General features: G+C 65.5%; 16 protein-coding genes and 2 pseudogenes. 3 read left to right on the top strand and 15 right to left on the bottom strand.

Features of this window, described 5'->3' with window-relative positions; all coding sequences use genetic code 11:
* Positions 1-978: 978 nt before the first annotated feature.
* Positions 979-1,353, bottom strand: coding sequence for a lipocalin-like domain-containing protein (locus IPN47_27765; GenBank protein MBK9411777.1), 375 nt, complete (start codon positions 1,351-1,353; stop codon positions 979-981).
* A 61-nt stretch (positions 1,354-1,414) separates the two neighbouring features.
* Positions 1,415-1,740: pseudogene (locus tag IPN47_27760) on the bottom strand (HigA family addiction module antidote protein).
* A gap of 31 nt (positions 1,741-1,771) precedes the next feature.
* Between IPN47_27760 and IPN47_27755 the strand changes: the two are divergent.
* The gene (locus IPN47_27755) at positions 1,772-2,263 is read left to right on the top strand and encodes a hypothetical protein (GenBank protein ID MBK9411776.1); all 492 of its coding nucleotides are present in this window, start codon (positions 1,772-1,774) and stop codon (positions 2,261-2,263) included.
* 211 nt (positions 2,264-2,474) lie between these two features.
* Here the strand turns inward: IPN47_27755 and IPN47_27750 are convergent, their stop codons facing one another.
* Positions 2,475-3,167: a hypothetical protein gene (locus IPN47_27750; GenBank protein ID MBK9411775.1), complete on the bottom strand. Its 693-nt coding sequence runs from the start codon at positions 3,165-3,167 to the stop codon at positions 2,475-2,477.
* A gap of 160 nt (positions 3,168-3,327) precedes the next feature.
* Here IPN47_27750 and IPN47_27745 point away from each other — a divergent pair, with 160 nt between their 5' ends.
* The gene (locus IPN47_27745; GenBank protein ID MBK9411774.1) at positions 3,328-3,855 is read left to right on the top strand and encodes an amidohydrolase family protein; all 528 of its coding nucleotides are present in this window, start codon (positions 3,328-3,330) and stop codon (positions 3,853-3,855) included.
* 264 nt (positions 3,856-4,119) lie between these two features.
* Here the strand turns inward: IPN47_27745 and IPN47_27740 are convergent, their stop codons facing one another.
* A complete protein-coding gene (locus IPN47_27740) occupies positions 4,120-4,833 on the bottom strand; it encodes a hypothetical protein (protein MBK9411773.1) in 714 nt (237 codons plus the stop codon).
* 216 nt (positions 4,834-5,049) lie between these two features.
* Complete coding sequence (locus IPN47_27735; protein MBK9411772.1) at positions 5,050-5,427, bottom strand: hypothetical protein; 378 nt, start codon at positions 5,425-5,427, stop codon at positions 5,050-5,052.
* A gap of 136 nt (positions 5,428-5,563) precedes the next feature.
* Between IPN47_27735 and IPN47_27730 the strand changes: the two are divergent.
* Positions 5,564-7,117, top strand: a pseudogene (locus IPN47_27730) (transposase).
* Positions 7,118-7,349: 232 nt separating this feature from the next.
* Here the strand turns inward: IPN47_27730 and IPN47_27725 are convergent.
* The 10 genes from IPN47_27725 to IPN47_27680 all read right to left on the bottom strand — a co-directional run bounded on the left by IPN47_27725 (position 7,350) and on the right by IPN47_27680 (position 15,402).
* Positions 7,350-7,658, bottom strand: coding sequence for a BrnA antitoxin family protein (locus tag IPN47_27725; protein ID MBK9411771.1), 309 nt, complete (start codon positions 7,656-7,658; stop codon positions 7,350-7,352).
* Positions 7,606-7,956 carry a BrnT family toxin gene (locus IPN47_27720; protein ID MBK9411770.1) on the bottom strand — a complete coding sequence of 117 codons (351 nt, stop codon included), beginning with the start codon at positions 7,954-7,956 and terminating at the stop codon, positions 7,606-7,608. The genes IPN47_27725 and IPN47_27720 overlap by 53 nt, the downstream gene beginning before the upstream one ends.
* Positions 7,957-8,125: 169 nt before the next feature.
* Positions 8,126-9,295 carry an IS3 family transposase gene (locus IPN47_27715; protein ID MBK9411769.1) on the bottom strand — a complete coding sequence of 390 codons (1,170 nt, stop codon included), beginning with the start codon at positions 9,293-9,295 and terminating at the stop codon, positions 8,126-8,128.
* 951 nt (positions 9,296-10,246) lie between these two features.
* Positions 10,247-10,900 carry a Plug domain-containing protein gene (locus IPN47_27710; protein ID MBK9411768.1) on the bottom strand — a complete coding sequence of 218 codons (654 nt, stop codon included), beginning with the start codon at positions 10,898-10,900 and terminating at the stop codon, positions 10,247-10,249.
* Between the two features lie 243 nt (positions 10,901-11,143).
* On the bottom strand, positions 11,144-11,875 hold the full coding sequence (locus tag IPN47_27705; GenBank protein MBK9411767.1) for a hypothetical protein: 732 nt from the start codon (positions 11,873-11,875) through the stop codon (positions 11,144-11,146).
* 174 nt (positions 11,876-12,049) lie between these two features.
* A complete protein-coding gene (locus IPN47_27700; protein ID MBK9411766.1) occupies positions 12,050-12,817 on the bottom strand; it encodes a hypothetical protein in 768 nt (255 codons plus the stop codon).
* A gap of 110 nt (positions 12,818-12,927) precedes the next feature.
* Entirely contained in the window at positions 12,928-13,113 is a 186-nt protein-coding gene (locus IPN47_27695; protein MBK9411765.1) for a type II toxin-antitoxin system HicA family toxin, read from the bottom strand.
* Between the two features lie 552 nt (positions 13,114-13,665).
* On the bottom strand, positions 13,666-14,178 hold the full coding sequence (locus IPN47_27690; GenBank protein ID MBK9411764.1) for a lipocalin-like domain-containing protein: 513 nt from the start codon (positions 14,176-14,178) through the stop codon (positions 13,666-13,668).
* Positions 14,179-14,339: 161 nt separating this feature from the next.
* Positions 14,340-14,675 (bottom strand): hypothetical protein, encoded by a 336-nt coding sequence (locus IPN47_27685; GenBank protein ID MBK9411763.1) that lies wholly within the window; start codon positions 14,673-14,675, stop codon positions 14,340-14,342.
* A gap of 256 nt (positions 14,676-14,931) precedes the next feature.
* Positions 14,932-15,402: a hypothetical protein gene (locus IPN47_27680; GenBank protein ID MBK9411762.1), complete on the bottom strand. Its 471-nt coding sequence runs from the start codon at positions 15,400-15,402 to the stop codon at positions 14,932-14,934.
* Positions 15,403-15,602 lie beyond the last annotated feature (200 nt).

Below are 15,602 nucleotides of genomic sequence, written 5' to 3'. Positions count from 1 at the left end.
AAGCCGGCCTTCCCGCTGGTGCACCTGGAACCGCATGTAGGCGCATCCCGCGTTCTGTGCCCGGGCCAGTCCAAACGCGCCGGAGGGCGCGGCATAGGCGTGCGGGACGAGCCCGGCCCGCAGGGCGGCGTGTACCGCCGAGGCGTCCGTGCCACGCTTGGTGCCAGACGGCGCGCCAAGAGTCCAAGCGCGGGGAAGTCGCGAACGAGACCGAACCCACCGCCGTCGAAGAGTCCTTCAGCGTCGGCATCACGTAATCGGGACGGGACTCAGTTATTCGGTGCCAGAACGGATTGCGCGTCGCGGGTTGCTGCGTGGTGGGGTCCTTGACCCCATACTCGGTTCCCGAGTTCGAAGCGGGCCCACGTCTCGTCGTTGAGGGCTGCCGGCGGGCCAGGTGCGAATGTTGAACACCCACGCGACGACGTATGACCCGCTCGGATACACGGCGCGGCAGTTGTCGAGATAGCGTCCCGCGAACTGCAGGATGGTCGGATCGGCGGGATCACCCATGGTGGGCCAATCGAAGACGGCGCGGTCGGTGGCGATCCGTGAGCCGCGCAATCCAGGACAGGTCCCACGTAGCTGACTGCGCCGATGCCTCCGACGCAGCGAGGGGCCTGGGCAGCCCACTACTGACGGCGGGAGGGATGAACGCCAGGGAAGCGAGCTTGCCGACATCTTCGACGAACTCACGTCGACTACTGTGGCCGTTCCGTTTCGCCATGTGCTTCCTCAAAGTCGGTATCACGTCACGGTTCAGAATCAGTCGCTTCAATCAAGCGAGCGGAGCGAACACTCAATCGCACGGTTGTCTTCTGCAACCGTTGGGTAGGCAGCGGGGGCAATGCGCTTACCGCACGCGAACGAGTAAACGATGAGATGTTGTACTGTTGCCGATGACGAGCGTGTCGCCAGAGGGCGATACTGTCGTCGCTGGTCCGTGCCGGTATACAGGCCGCGGGAGTCTCCTCCACCTTATGCACGACAGCGCTCTGCGCCGTCGACGACATACGTGCCAAAGTACGCCCGGTAGTCCTCGGTGGCGCGCGGGTTCTTCAGGCGTCGCCGTCTCGAACCACTGCTCGCCTCGGGCACTATCCACGCGGAAGGTGCTCGGGCCGCGCATGATCTGAATCGACCGTGTCCGTCCGGATCGTACGTGAAGTAGCCCGTCGGTTTCTGGCCATACCGATACACCAACCGGCTCGATGGCGTTTCACGGTCCCAAAACTCAACGAGGCGCCAGGTGCCGATCAGCGCTGTCGTTTGAGCGCGCACGACGGGCACCGCAGCATCCGCGAGAAGGTAGCGGCCGCCCAATGCCCCAGCCGCAACGATGAGCGATGCCATCACGACGCGTTGAACTGTCTGCACAACAATCTCCGATGGCTGGTGTCGTGTAATCCGCCGCCTAACGCCCAGTTGGGCCGAGCGTGCGCGCCGATGCGACTCTCCCGGCCCACGGCTTGATGCGCCGCAGCACGGGCGCGAGCGCCTTCGCCGCCACCTCGGTGTCGTGCGCGGCCTGCGCGCGCAACCGGTAGCCGTTCGAGCCCGAAGAACCGGCAGGCGGAGGTCGGTGTCGGCGGTGATGGCGCGGCGGCCGGCGATGATCTCCCCGATGCGCTGGGCGGGCACGCCGATCTCCTTGGCGAGGCGGTACTGGGAGAGCTGCATCGGGACGAGGAACTCTTCCAGCAGGAGCTCCCCAGGGGTGACGGGCTTGCGCGCGGACATTGAGGACTCAGCTTAACGGAACGACACGATCATGCCGAATAGTAACGCCGCGCGTGATCACGGCAAGCGTGACTACCGGTGGCTCCACCGTCCGGCTGCGGCCCAGCGCCGGCTTCTGCAGCGGGCGCTCCAACACAATGCGCTGGCGGCGCTCAGTCGCACCGGTCTCCCGGATGTGGTGTACATCGGCATCCTGTATGCGCTGGGTATCGCGTATCGCAAGCGGCCGGAATGGCACATGCGTTTCTTCACCTGCATTGGCCTGATCATGATGGGGCCTGGTCTTGGACGATTCGCATTTGCGCATCTGCCGCCGCAGATCGCAGGTCCGTTGCTGGGACTGTCCTTCCTTGTGCTGCCCCTCGTGTGGCTCGTCTTCGATCTGCGCCAGAAGAAGTCGCCGATTCCCTCGCTGACGTATCTCGGCATTTCGCTGTGCGCCGCCACCATGCAGGGGCAGGGGCAGGGGCAGTCGGCATGGTGGCAAGCGGTGGCGGGCTTCGTGGCCGCCAACGCGTTCTGAAGTAGGCATCCGTGAGTCGCTACGTGGAGCGCGACGACTGCCTGAGCGCGAACCGACCCTGAGACTGGCCGGGCACCCGACATGGCGCGATAATCTGCCGGCATCGCGCGGTTGCCACGCCCGCCTCTCGGCCGCGCCCCACGTAACGCGTCAACGCCCGCCATGAACCGAAGCACCCGCTGCCTCCTCGCCGCGACCGCGGCGGTGGTCCTCACGTCGTCGGCCTGCGATCGCGAGGACGGCCGACCGCGCGACAGTCGCGATCACCCATGTGACCGTGATCGGCGGCACCGGTGCCGAGCCGCGGCGGGACCAGACGGTGCTCATCGACGGGGAGCGCATCGGCCGGATCGGCCCTAGCGACGAGGTGCGCGTGCCTGCGGGGGCCCGCGAGGTGGACGGGACGGGGAAGTACCTCCTCCCCGGCTTCTGGGACCTCCACGCGCACCTGCACTTCGGTACGCCGGACGTGCTTCCCGCCTTCGTGGCCAACGGTATCCTGGGGATCCGTGAGCTCGACACGCCGATGCCGGAGATCGATCGCATTCGGCAGGCGGCGGCCTCCGGGGCGCTCCTCGCGCCGCGCATCATCGCGGCCGGGAAGATGGTCGAGGCCGCGGAAATCGAGCCGCTGCTCAAGGCGAGCCCGCCTCCCATCGACGCGTTCGCACAGGGGGACCGCGTCTACGTGAAGTCTGCCGACGAGGCGCGGGCCACGGTGCGTGAGCTGGCGGCGCTCAAGCCCGACCTCATCAAGCACCACACGCCGCTCAAGCGCGAGGTCTTCTTCGCAGTGCTCGACGAGGCGAAGAAGGCGGGGCTGCGCGTGGCCGGGCACTTTCCCCCGGGCGAGAAAGTCACGATGCGCGAGGTGGCGGAGTCGGGGCAGGCGACGATCGAGCACCTGGGATGGCCTGGCGTGGCGGCCGCGTTCCGGGCGATGACCCCGGCCGGTCGGGACTCGCTCGTCGCGATCGTGAAGCAGAGCGGGCTGGGGTTCGTGCCGACGCTGGTGGTGGGGACTTCTCCAGGGATGCCGCTCCGGGGCCGACTCGATCCGGCTCGTGCAGGCGCATGCGGACCCCCGCGCCCGTCTCGTCACACCGCAGCTCTGGTCGGCGTGGGACGCCATGATCGCGCTGCTCGCCAGCTACCGGAAGGCGGGTGGTGCGGCGCAGTTCGACTTTGCGGGGGAAGTGGAGATGCTCCGCCGCTTCCACAAGGCCGGCGTCCCGGTTCTTCCCGGCACGGACTTCACCGTGCAGTTCCTCTTCCCAGGCTCGAGCGCGCAGGAGGAGGTGGCGGAGCTGGTGAAGCAGGTGGGAATGACGCCGCACGAGGCGATCCAGGCGGCGTCGCGCCGGTCCGCCGAGATGGTGGGGCTGGGAAAGGAGACGGGAACGATCGAGACCGGGAAGTCGGCGGACCTCTTCCTCGTGGACGCGGACCCGCTGACGGACATCGCCAACACGCAGCGGGTGGTTGGTGTGGCGCGGCAGGGCAAGTACCTCGACCGGCCCGCCTGGACTCGCTCCACGGCCACCGCCGCGAAGCTCCAGAGCGTCGAGCCCCGCCCCGCGTCGCCCCAGTAGCAGAAGCGAAGCGGGGCGCCCAGGATACGCGGCGTTCCGGCGGTTGCGCGTGACGGTCGGGGGCGTGGGTGCGACGTTTCGGACGATGGGGCGACATCCGGGCCGCACGGCAACATCGCGCCTGAATATCCCGGCGCACGCCGGAGGTCAGCCGCGGCGTGTCGCCTCGCGGCGTGTCGCCGCCTAACGTAAGCCTCAGCTGCAGCCGCACGAAATAGAGCGCGCGGAGCGCGCGACCCAAGCGGCTGACTGCTGCAGGCGATGTTATACCGCGTCGCGGATCTCCTGGTCGTTCGCCACGGGGGCGCTGCACCAGCCGAGCCAGAGTGTGACGCCTCCGCGCTCGCCCGCCGGCACGACTACCCCGTCCGAAGCATCTACGCCGAGAATCCGCGCCCAGTGCTTGAATTCGGCGAACGAGTCGGAGTTGTCGCCGAACGCGTGAACCAAGAAGAGCGCGTTGGAGACACGAAAGCGCCGCGCCTCTAGGATCGCCGCGACGGGTCGATGCAACAACTGATAGCGGCACGTACGAGCATCGACCTCGGACATGCCGAGTATATCGCAGAGCTGCTGCAGGCGCGCCGGCTTGCCACTGGTGGGCTTCGCGTCTTTCAGCCACTCGCTGACCAAAGCGTCGAACGGTTCGCCTGCTTTCGACTCAATGGCCATGGAGGATACACCGATCGACGGTGCGTCAAGAAGCGCCCAGAAATCGGTTTGGGAACTGTGGCCGCCACCCGCAAGCGTCACCTGGTGTTCCGGAATGCCGAGGAGCAAGGAGGCGTCGCGGAACGCTGCGCTCGAATCAAGCACCTGGGCGATCGCTGGAGGCAACCCTCGCGGTGAGCGTCGGGCTGATTCCCACGCCACGGCCGCCTCGTACGCCGACTTCGTTGCGCGCCATTGCCGCTCAGGGTCCGCGAGGAGGCGACGCCAGTCGGACGCGCCGAAGGTAGGTATGAAGAGTCGCTTCACGAAATGATCAGGTCAGCGGGATAACGCCCAAGCTCACCTGCGGGCGGATCAAATAGAAGCGCGGCCGTAGGCCGCGCAACCACAGACCGCCCGTCTGGTGCAGCGCCCGTTAGATGACATGCGCGATGAACATGAACGTGGGAGCGCGTAGCGGGGTGCGCGCCTGCGTCAGCGGTAGAATTTGGTGCTACCAGCCTCCGGCGAAGGTCTCCCTGACTAGATGTAGATGCCGGGTGGCTCAATCGAAAAGCTCTCGTACTCGCGCGATCTATCGAAGATCCGTAGGGTGTGACCCGATTCGAACGCGAGTGTGAAGGACAACGGCGCATGCACGATGTGTCCGGTGACGGCCTTACCGAGCAACAAGTGCAGCCGATACGCCTCCCGGATCGCCGGCTCCATCTGATGGTCGAGCAGCGCACCGTTCGGTGCGCGCAACTCCCAGTCACCCTCGACGCCGATGACACGCGGCGAATCGGCGGCGGCGAAGTGAAAATGAAGTATGAACTGGCCGAGATCGATGCGCTCGATCGTCGCACCCAGGAAGCCCGGAAGGTCGAGATCAGGCGGTACGCCGTGCATCGCAATGATCAATCATGTGTGTTGTCATCTAACGAAGCTGTAGGAAAAGTCCCGCAGCGCCCGCCATGTGGAAACGGAACTTGGGGTCGCGCCTCGGGTTTGGGCTGATAGCGAATCTGTGCGTCGCCCTTCTCTGCGTCGAGATCCCATGGCCCGCTACAAGGTGATCGACACCAACCCCCGGCTGCTCCCGGTGAACCTGGCCGCGCAGCTCCTCCCCGGCACCTTCGAGCACGCGGTCGATCACTTGCTCGATCACGCGATCGACCTGTCCCGTTTCGACGTCCGGTTTCGGAACGACGTCACCGGTGCGCCGGCCTACCCCCCAGCGGTGTTGCTCAAGGTGGTGCTGTGTGCCTACGCGCGCGGCATCGTCAGCAGCCGGGCGATCGCGCGACTGTGCGAGGACCACGTGACGTTCATCGCACTCTGCGGGACGCGCACCCCGCACTTCACCACGATCGCCGCGTTCGTGAGCGGCCTCGGCCCGGACATCGCCCACGTCTTCGCGGCCGTCCTCGCGGTGTGCGACCAACAGGGGCTGATCGGCCGCGAGATGTTCGCGATCGACGGCGTGAAGCTGCCGAGCAATGCGTCGAAGCGGCGCAGCGGGAAGCGCGCCGACTTCGAACGGCAGGCGGAGAAGCTGGAGGCCGCGGCGGCCCGCATGCTCGCGCGCCATCAGGCGACGGACGCGACCGACGACGGACCGCCCACTCCGCCCGACGGGCCGCCGACGTCGCGGCGGACGCGGGACGCCGAGCGCCTCGCGCGCCTCGAGCGCGACGCGGCGCAGCTGCGGGCGTGGCTCGCGGCGCACCCCGACGACCGGCGCAGTGCCAAGGCGCGGTGCGCCTGAGCAACCGCACGGATCCCGACAGCGCAAAGATGGCCACGGGCAAGGGCGTGGTGCAGGGGCTACACCGCCGTCGCGGCGGTCGACGCGAAGGCCCAGATCATCGTCGACGCGCAGGCGCATGGCACCGGGACGGAGCAGGAGCTGCTGCTGCCGGTCGTCGCGGCCCTCGTGCCGCAGTGCACGGCGACGACGCTGATCACCGCGGACGCCGGCTACCACAGTGAAGCGAACCTGCGCGCGCTGGCGATCCAGGACCGTCCCGCGCTGATCGCCGACAACGGCATGCGGGCGCGGGATGAACGCTTCGCCACGCAGGCACGCCATCAACAGGGCCCCGATCCCTTGCACGACAAGTCGCGCGTCCCGACGAGCCTGCCGCGGTATCTGCCCAGCGACTTCACCTTCGATCCCCTCGCGCGCACCTGTGTCTGCCCCGCGGGCAAGTCGCTCTATCGGAAGGGGAAGGATCTCGTGATCAAGGGCTACCGCGGCGCGCAATTCCGCGGCGCGAAGCGGGACTGCGTGCCGTGTGCACATCGCACACGCTGCCTGCGCACGCCCGATCGGACCGAGACGCGGCAGGTGATGTTCTTCGACGGGCCCGCACCCGGTCGGCCTGAGAGCTACACCCGGCAGATGCAACGGCGCGTGGACACCCCGGAGGGCCGCGCCCAGTACGGGCGGCGCTTCGCCACGGTGGAGCCGGTCTTCGCAAACCTCCGGCACAACAAGGGGCTCGCACGCTTCACGCTCCGAGGCCGCGCGAAGGTCGAAGGGCAGTGGAAGCTCTTCTGCCTAGTCCACAATATCGAGAAGCTGGCCCACGCCGGATACGCCGCCTAACGGGGCGGAGGCGCGCCCCTTGGCGCCCCACGAGGACCGTGAGGCACCGGCGAACGCATCACGGGCCGCCCGACCCACCTGCCCGTCGTGGTATCGCGTATCGCGCGCCCATCGGCCTTCGAAGTGGGCTTATCCTACACCCTCAACGTTGAGCATCAGCTGCAGCCGCATCACATCAAGCGAGCGCAGCGAGCACACCAACGCGGCTGACTGCTGCATGCGATGTTAACCCTCAGCTGGCGCGCCGCTTGCGCCCCCGTTCGGCGGCGAGGCGTTCGGCGAGGAAGACTTTGAGCAAGCTCTGATACGGAACATCGCGCTCGTTCGCGAGCACCTTGAGCGCGTCCAACATGCCATCGGGCAGCCGGAGGGAGATGGTGGTGGTCGACGGCTTCAACGCGGGGAGCCGGACGCGCTGGGCTTGCGACCAGTCGAGGTAGTCGACGGAATCGGCAGCGTCCCAGAAGGCCCGTTCGGCCGCCTCGGACTTATGCGTCGGCACTGGCTTGATCGTCTTCTTGGCCTTCGTCGGCTTCGGCACGGCGATACACCTCCCGTTCGCGCCGGCTCATCGGCCGGGCAGAGATTACACGGATGAGCGTTTCACGGAGCGTAAACACCAGGAAGAGACGGCGGCCGGCCGCCGTCTGGCCCAGGGCGGCATAGCGCGCTTCCCGTCCCGAGTGTGCGCGGTCCACTTGCACGACAAGGGGTTGGTGGAAGAACAGCTCCTCACACTCGGCGGATGTGACCGAGTGCTTCGTCCAGTTCTTGGTGTCGTTGCCGGCGTCCCATTGGAATCCGGTCGCGAGCGCGAGGACGGCAAGCGGATCACGCATGCTGAAACGTATATGACAGCCATATACACCCGCAAGACATGCGCCCTCAGGTCGGGCGGAGGGTTAACGTTGGAGCTCAGCTGCAGCGGAAGGAAATAGAGCGCGCGCAGCGCGCGTGCAACAGATCCGCTGGGATCTTGCTCCAGTTTCGTTGACACTTGCTAGGGAGTTACGCCACGCCGGCTTCGTAGTCAACCGGCGACCGAAAGCCAAGCGCCGAATGCAGGCGCGTGTGATTGTAGTAGCGGAAGAAGTGCCGGAGCGTGCGGCGGAGCGCCGCCTCGGTGGCGAAAGTGGCCCCGCGTACCACTTCCGCCTTGAACGAGTGAAAGAACGATTCCATATGGGCGTTGTCGCCCGGCCCGCTGACGCACGCACTCTGTTGGATGCCCAGGGCGACCAAGGTGTCCCGAAAGGGCGCCGCGAGATACTCCGTGCCGCGGTCGCTGTGAAAGATCAGCCCCGCGGGCGGCCGCCGATGGCGCACCGCGGTCTGCAGCACGGCCCGGGTGACGCTGGCATCGCGCCGCCGCCGAAGCGTCCACGCCAGGATACGGCGCGAGTAGCGATCCATCACGACGGCGAGATAGCGCCACTCGCCGGCGACGACCAGATAGGTGATGTCGCCCACCCACACCTGATTGGGGCGCTGCACCCGCGTCGCGCGCACGCGATTCGGGTGCTGGTCGTAGAAGCGGTGGGTGCCGACTTTCCCGCGGTAGCCTCGTACGGCTTTCGCCCGCAGTCCCGCCGTGCGCATCAGGCGCGCCACGCGACGCCGGCTCACGACCCACGCCTCGCCCCGCAGCAGGTGGTGGATGCGCGGGCTGCCGTAGCGTCCGTGGTGTCGCGTGAAGAGTCGGGTGATCGCCGTGAGGAGCAACCGGTCCTGTTGCGCGTGCGCGCTGCGGGGACGACGACGCCAGGCATAGAACCCCGCCGGGGTCACCCGAAAGCGCCGACACAGGCGCGTCACGGCGTACGTGGCCCGCTGGGTGTCGATGAAGGCGAACGCGTCGGCCTTCGAACGGAACAGAACCGTATGGCTTTTTTTAGGAGGTCGTGCTCCTCCTGTAGCAGCGCGTGCGCGCGCTCGAGGGCTTGCAGCTGCGCCAGCTCGCGGGACGGCCCCGACGGCGCGCGACGCGGCAACCGCCCGCGAATCACACCATCGCGCACTTCCTTCCGCCAGCGCGACAGCATGAAGGGGTGCAGGTCGAGCCCCGCCGCCACGGTCTTCACCTGCATGCCCGGGAGCTGCGTCATCCGCACCGCCGTCAGCTTGAACGCCTCGCTGTACTTCCGAGTCTTCCGCGGTCCCGCGCGTGCCATGGGACACCTCCGAGTTCAGTTAGGTGGAAGTGTCAACCAAAGTGGAGCAGGTTCCGCCGTCTGCTCCAACTAGAGTTAGGCACTGTACGAAGAGGTCAGTTATGTCTCTCGGAGCTGCCGAACTATTTGCCTTTGATCGGTGGCTTCGGCGGCGGCTTCACTACCTGCTGTCGAGTGGCGTCCTTGGATCTGTCGGGGCTTCGCACCGGCGGCTTCGGCGTCTGTTGTTCCTTGATTGTCTGGCGCTTCCGCGATGCGGTCATCGTGATCGATCTCGTAGACGGTTGTAGTTTGCCAGCCAAAGCGCGACGTGCCCTGAGACTGATTGTCCACGTGAGAGTATACGAGCACCGTTCTCACGTCGCCACTGAGGACAAAATCGTAGGAAACTGAGTCGCATTCACCAGGTTCTATCTGCAGCGTCGTCCACTCCTTCTCGTCATCGCCTATTTGAGGCCACGCCAGCTCTCGACGAAACGGAGGCTCCATGCGATCGGGCAGAGGGCCAAGCAACGGTAGAATCCGACTTACGCGCGTCAGTCCTGCGCTCAGGCGCATTAGGGTGGTGCCGCAATTCTCCAGTGTTAGTTCGACTCGCAGCCACAGGCGCTCTGAGTCGAGATGCCTGTGTGAGATGGAGTGCCTGATCCGCGCCTTCGGATGAGGGTCACGTCGTTTCCAGTACTGTCGTAGCGCCCAAACGCCGCCTACGACAATCGCAACTGAGGTCAGAAGCGATGCGACTGCCGTCAGCGCGTCCTGTTGCGCGGCAAGCCAAGTCCACATGGAAGCGATTGAGTGGGACAGCGGAGAAGAAATGCTGGCAAGTGCCTAACGTTTCAGCTCAGCAGCAGCGGAAGGCTATAGAGTGCGGCCGGAGGCCGCACGAATCAATGTGCCGCTGTCTGCTGCAGCGCGTGTTAGGCTGACCGCGCCGCGCCTCCAGCCCGAGCCGTCCTTAGCGATCGCGGGTCCAGACAATAATGAGGCCGCACCAGGCGTTGCGCTGCATCGACGAGAACTCAGGCGGAATGGAACCGATTCCCGTATAGACCTCAATGCCGTGAATATCGGCCGGCGACAGCAGATCGAGCTGAAACGAGCCTTCCTTGAGCACGCCGTCCACGGCGATGGGGACGACGCAGTCGTTGTTGGCGGACCGCGACACTAGGGAGGCCTGCGCGGCTCGAGACGAAATGATCAGCCGGCTCGATGCGCTGTCGACGACGCGGAGTCCCGACATGCCGCGGAACAGGTCGGAGGCGCGCGTATTGCCGCGCCGCTCGATCTCTTCCCGGAGAATGTACCGCCCCTTTCCCAGGTCCCGCCGGCGTTCGAAGTCCGCGAGACGTCCGGTCGGCCGCGTGGTGGCGCCAGCGGCCGTCACGGCGACTCCCGCGAGTTGTTGCACCACCGGCCGGAGCGGGACTTCGATGGCGAGATAGTCCTCGGCCCAGCGACCGAGGTCGCGTTGATAGCGGGTGAAGCCGGAGGCGACAATCACGATGGTCTCGGCCGCATCGCTCTCAGTGACGAGCGTCGCGCTCCCGGCGCTGTTGGTCAGCGCGGCCGACTGTTCGCGCGAGGCAAAGAAGACACGCGCGCCGGTCACCGGGCGGTGCGAGGCCGAGTCCCAGACCGATACCGCGAGCGTACGCGTCGACGGCCGCCGCTGTGCGCGTGCATCGCGGGCCAGAAGCGAAAGCGCTGCAAGGAGGACGGTGACGAGGATTCGCACGGTGATGGCGATAAGTCGACGACTCGGACAGCCTAACGTTGAGCATCAGCTGCGGCCGAACGAAATAGAGCGAGCGGAGCGAAGGTACAACAGATCGGTCGACTGCTGCATGCGATGTTAGCCGGTGCTCGGTGAGCCTAGCGATCGGAGTATCCGGCGGTTGCGGGCTTCGATGAACTCGATGGCTCGCTGACGATACCCTCGGTAGGCCTCCGGGCTCGATGGCAGCGGCGATGTGGTAAAGTCCTGGAATGGCGTGAAGAACCGCACGGCGGAGCTGTCGTCAGTGACAAGGTCCTGTAGCAGGAAGAACTCAACATAGCCTCGAAAGTCGCCGAACAATGCGAAGAAGCCCGCGTATCGCTGGAGTGTGATACTCAATGGACTCTGCCCGTGGCAGTAGTGTCGCCGGATGCACTCCACCGTGAGATCGAAGCGGTCCTTGATGCGCGGATGGAAGCCGCGTGCCCCGTTGATCGTCATCTTCCCTTCGACGCGGTTGCCCGGAAACAGCATCATGCCGCCGATTGTGTAGCCGATTCGCATGAACGCAGCTAGGTCGTCCGGGCTCTGTTCGAAGATGTGCGCGAGTCGAGGCTCCTTCCGGAAAGTGGGAATGACCGCATCGCTCGCCAGCCAGAACTCGCCAACCGTAGACCGATGATACAGATAGGCGCCAGGCGCGGCATCCGAGAGTTCGAACCGCACCCCGCTCGGTAACGGCTTGCTCCACAGCCACTGATGGTACTGTCTAAGGGTCGGACTCAGCGCGTCCGGATCGTTCTTCGGGTACCCTGGCGTGTCCGACCGAAAGTCGAAGGAGACGTCAATGCGACGGTGCGCGTTCATGTCCCAGCGATCCGCTCCGCCGAGGTAGGTGACCCTTCGAAGAGTGCGTCCTGCGTCCGGCTAACGGCTGGGTTGAGCAGCAACAGGCGTGTAATCGACGCGGCGTAGCCGCGTTCCGACAGCCCCGCCTGTTGTCTGCTCCAACCCCATGTTAGACCGCAGCGGTACACTAGCTCAATGGATGCAACCGAGGTACACCTGTCCGAAGCGCGCCACGGCGGCATCACGGAGGCTCTCGGAACAGCTTGGCGCGATGTAGAGACTCGGCGTCGCATCTGCGACAGCATCATCCCAAGCGCGCTCAGGATCACGTCGCGTAAAGAAGGCGTATCGAATCGTCGCCCAGAGCTTGAAACCGAGTTCCAGATCCCAATCGGGATCATAGCCGGAGTTGTCGCCCGCTTTGACTTTCTTGGTGACGTGCCCCAGTTGGTCCAGTAGCATTGTGGCACAGGTGTGAGCCGCGAGATCAGCCAGCTGAATGCCAACCACTCGACGCGAGTCTTGCTCGGGGTGCAGAACCTTCCCGGTCAATTCTGGTCGAGTTAGCGCAGCAGCACTCCCCGAGGCGGCCGAGGTGAAGAACCCCGTGTCCGAAAAAATGCGACCCCGTCGACGTACGAGTTTGTTGGCTCTTAGGATCCAAGCTAAGCCGTCGAGAACGCTCGCTCCGAGCTGAGGTCTATCCGAAAGCGGGGTGACCACCAGTCCCACCCGGCAGGAGGAGTGGATGATCTCGCTGAGATGTTCTCGCAGTTCTGCGAGATGTGGCTTACCCTGCATGATGGCGCCGCTCTTGAACTCATCGGTCCCAGGTCTCAAGCCGGCACCGCGCAAGGCTGCTTTGACGCGTCCGGTCACGCCGCGCCCCGTGTAGACGATAGCGCAGACAATGAAGCCGGCTCGCCGATGCACACTATCGTCGATGAAGAAGGCGCCCACGTTGGAGTCTGTTGCGGTCTAACGTTGAGCATCAGCTGCAGCCGCATCCAACCAAGCGAGCGCAGCGAGCAGACCTCAGTGCGGCTGACCGCTGCATGCGGTGTTAGGCATCACGGCTCGGCGATCTCGAGGTCGCGACAGATCTTGCGGGCCAGGAAGTCGTTGACCTCGCGATGTCGCGGGACCGTCGAGACGCGCCGCTTCTCGGGATTGAGGTAGACGGAATGACTGCCGCCTTCCCGGAGGAGGCGGCAGCCCTGCGCTTCCAGATGCCGAATGAGGTCGACGCGTTTCACGCCGCGGGGGCTACGCCGAGAGGCGGAACGGTTCGCGAATGACGGTGGTCCCGACGAGGTCTTCTTCGGCGAGGGCGCGGTTGGTCTCGAGGACCAGGGTGACGGCTTCGCGCAGGTTTTCCCGGGCCTCGTCGAGGGTGGCGCCCTGCGTGTTGGCCCCGGGAAGCTCCTCGACAAAGGCGATAAACCCTTCGGGGACTTCGCGATACAGCGGTGAACTCGACGGTCATGGGCGGGCTCGGGTCGGTGGTGTTCGGAATGTACGCCCCGTCAGCTCAAGAGGCAGGGGGCCGCCCTCAAATGGACGGGCGCCCCAACGGCTTCAATCGCGCCGTCGCTGCACGGTGGTCGCGCGTTCGGATCTGACGCGCGCGCCATCGTCGGACAGGTCGGGTGATGCCTAACGCTGGCTTCTGCTGCGAGCGGTCAAATCATTGCGAGCGCAGCGAGCGTCCGCACTCCGGTCGACAGCAGCAAGCATCGTTATGCTGTGAGCAACAGGGCTGGGACGCCGCGCCTGTTCTGCCGATGAGAGGACAGGTACCCTAAATCTCACCGCTTCTGAACCCGCTCCCAAATCAGTGTGTTCTCGACCATGGGCGGCGATGGCCCATCGACGCGCAGGGAAACGCGATTCGGCCCATCGAAGGTGAACCAACGCTTCCAAGTCTGACCGACAAAATTAGGAGTTCCCGCGATCTCCACGCGATGGATCACGAATCCCTCTTTCGCGTGAATCTCCACGCTGGCACAGTACGCGCCGAATCCCGCGACTCCAGTCAGCGCTTCCTGAGGAGTCGGACTACCTGCCGAGTTCCATTTGGGCCGATTCGGATCCATGGCGACGTAGCACATGTGGCCCGTGTCGGTATAGATGATATAGGCGGCACTCTTCGGATCCTGTTTTGTGCTTCCATCAGCCATTCGCTGTGGCTGAGATACGAGTCGCCACATGCCCACGAATTGCTTCGCAACCGCGTCTTCGGACTGCGCAGACGAGCGACTCGGCGTACCGAATAGACCGCCGATCACCAGTAGGACTGTTAGCGCGCTGGTCGTGTTCATCGTACTCTCCGAGTATGCTCGCTCGTTCGTCGAAGCTGGTGTGCCGCATAACGTTGAGCATCAGCTGCGGCCGATGGCAATAGAGCGAGCGAAGCGAGCGTACAACAGATCGGCCGACTGCTGCATGCGGTGTTAGACATCACGGACGCGAGTGGTCGCTGCTATCTCACGCGAGTCGCCAACGCGTTCAAGAGCGCCCGGGCCTCGGCGTTCAGACTGTCGGCGCGCGCCTTGGGAGTCTCCCCGGGAGTGAGATCGTATCGCGTGATATTCGAGTCCCGCACGTTACCGCTCAGCGGCGCACCATAGTACTCGTCGCGGCGGATCACGAGAAAGAGCGTGGAGTCGAAGTAGTACGTTTCGTGCGCGCGACCGGTCTCGCCGAGAAAGCGGGCCGCCAGGCGTCGGAGCTGGGGTCCGCGATAGGCCGCATCGACGTGCGCACCCTCGGCGGAGAGCCCGAACACGGTTCCGCTGTCCCGGCGCAGCGTCGGCAACTCGCGCTCGATGGACGAGGCACGTGATTCGGCGTCGGACGCGGGAGAATGGTCGCCAGCGCCACACGCCGCGCCCCCCACCAAGCTCATTACCAGGACGCGCCGACAAAGCATGCTGTGATGGCTAACGTTCGAGCTCAGCTGCAGCGGAGGGCAATAGAGCGCGCGAAGCGCGCGCTCAACGGATCCGCTGTCGGCTGCAGCGTGAGTTAGGCGCCGGACGGCGGCGTCGGGTCAGGACGGCGCGGACGATTCGCTACCGGACGGAGAAGGCGTTCGACGTGACGCTGGTGTCCATCGCTGTCCCGCCCACTCGACCCAGTGGGACCCGGAAGCGAAACCGGCCGGCGTGCACGAAGACGAAACGGCTGGAGAGCTGGTCGCCCGGGAAGAGTTCCTTCGTTCCGACCGCCTCGCTGAGGGCGCAATGGCCGGAGGGCAGCCCCTGATCGACCCATCCTGCCCCGTCGTCCCGTTCGATACGCAGGCCGGCGGCCGCGCCCGTCTCGCCACAGAGGGCGACATACACGGAGTGCTGGCCTCGATTGCGGATGCTGACGAGCGGGCCGGCCGCGTTCAGGTTGGCGCCCCGATCGTACTCGGCGCGATCCGTGGCGACCTCGATGGCGACCGTCGGTCGCGAATCACTGGTGGGCTCGTCGCAAGCGGCGGCCACGGCGGCCACTAGAGGAAGCAAGCGGATGTAGGGAAGGCGTCCGACGCGCATGGGCACCAGCAGAAGAGTGGTCCTCTACGTTGGCGACAAAGCGCCTTTCAGAAAGCGGGCGTTGGATGACCGCTCGTCCGGCAGTTCCCCCGCGTTCCGCGCTCACGGAGCACTCACCCCGAGATTGACGACAAGTGGACGTTCTGGCAACCGAGGTGGGCAGTCATGAGAGCACGTCGTCGAACGTGAGCGCCTAACGT

Source organism: Gemmatimonadota bacterium (assembly GCA_016719105.1).
Taxonomy (GTDB): Bacteria; Gemmatimonadota; Gemmatimonadetes; order Gemmatimonadales; family Gemmatimonadaceae; genus SCN-70-22.
This window is presented reverse-complemented; position numbering and strand designations above follow the sequence as displayed.

Excerpts from the sequence above, each read along its gene's own strand:
- IPN47_27765 (MBK9411777.1), bottom strand. The coding sequence starts at position 1,353 with ATGGCATCGCTCATCGTTGCGGCTGGGGCATTGGGCGGCCGCTACCTT.
- IPN47_27755 (MBK9411776.1), top strand. The coding sequence starts at position 1,772 with ATGCCGAATAGTAACGCCGCGCGTGATCACGGCAAGCGTGACTACCGG.
- IPN47_27720 (MBK9411770.1), bottom strand. The coding sequence starts at position 7,956 with ATGCGTGATCCGCTTGCCGTCCTCGCGCTCGCGACCGGATTCCAATGG.
- IPN47_27705 (MBK9411767.1), bottom strand. The coding sequence starts at position 11,875 with ATGAACGCGCACCGTCGCATTGACGTCTCCTTCGACTTTCGGTCGGAC.
- IPN47_27690 (MBK9411764.1), bottom strand. The coding sequence starts at position 14,178 with ATGAACACGACCAGCGCGCTAACAGTCCTACTGGTGATCGGCGGTCTA.
- IPN47_27680 (MBK9411762.1), bottom strand. The coding sequence starts at position 15,402 with ATGCGCGTCGGACGCCTTCCCTACATCCGCTTGCTTCCTCTAGTGGCC.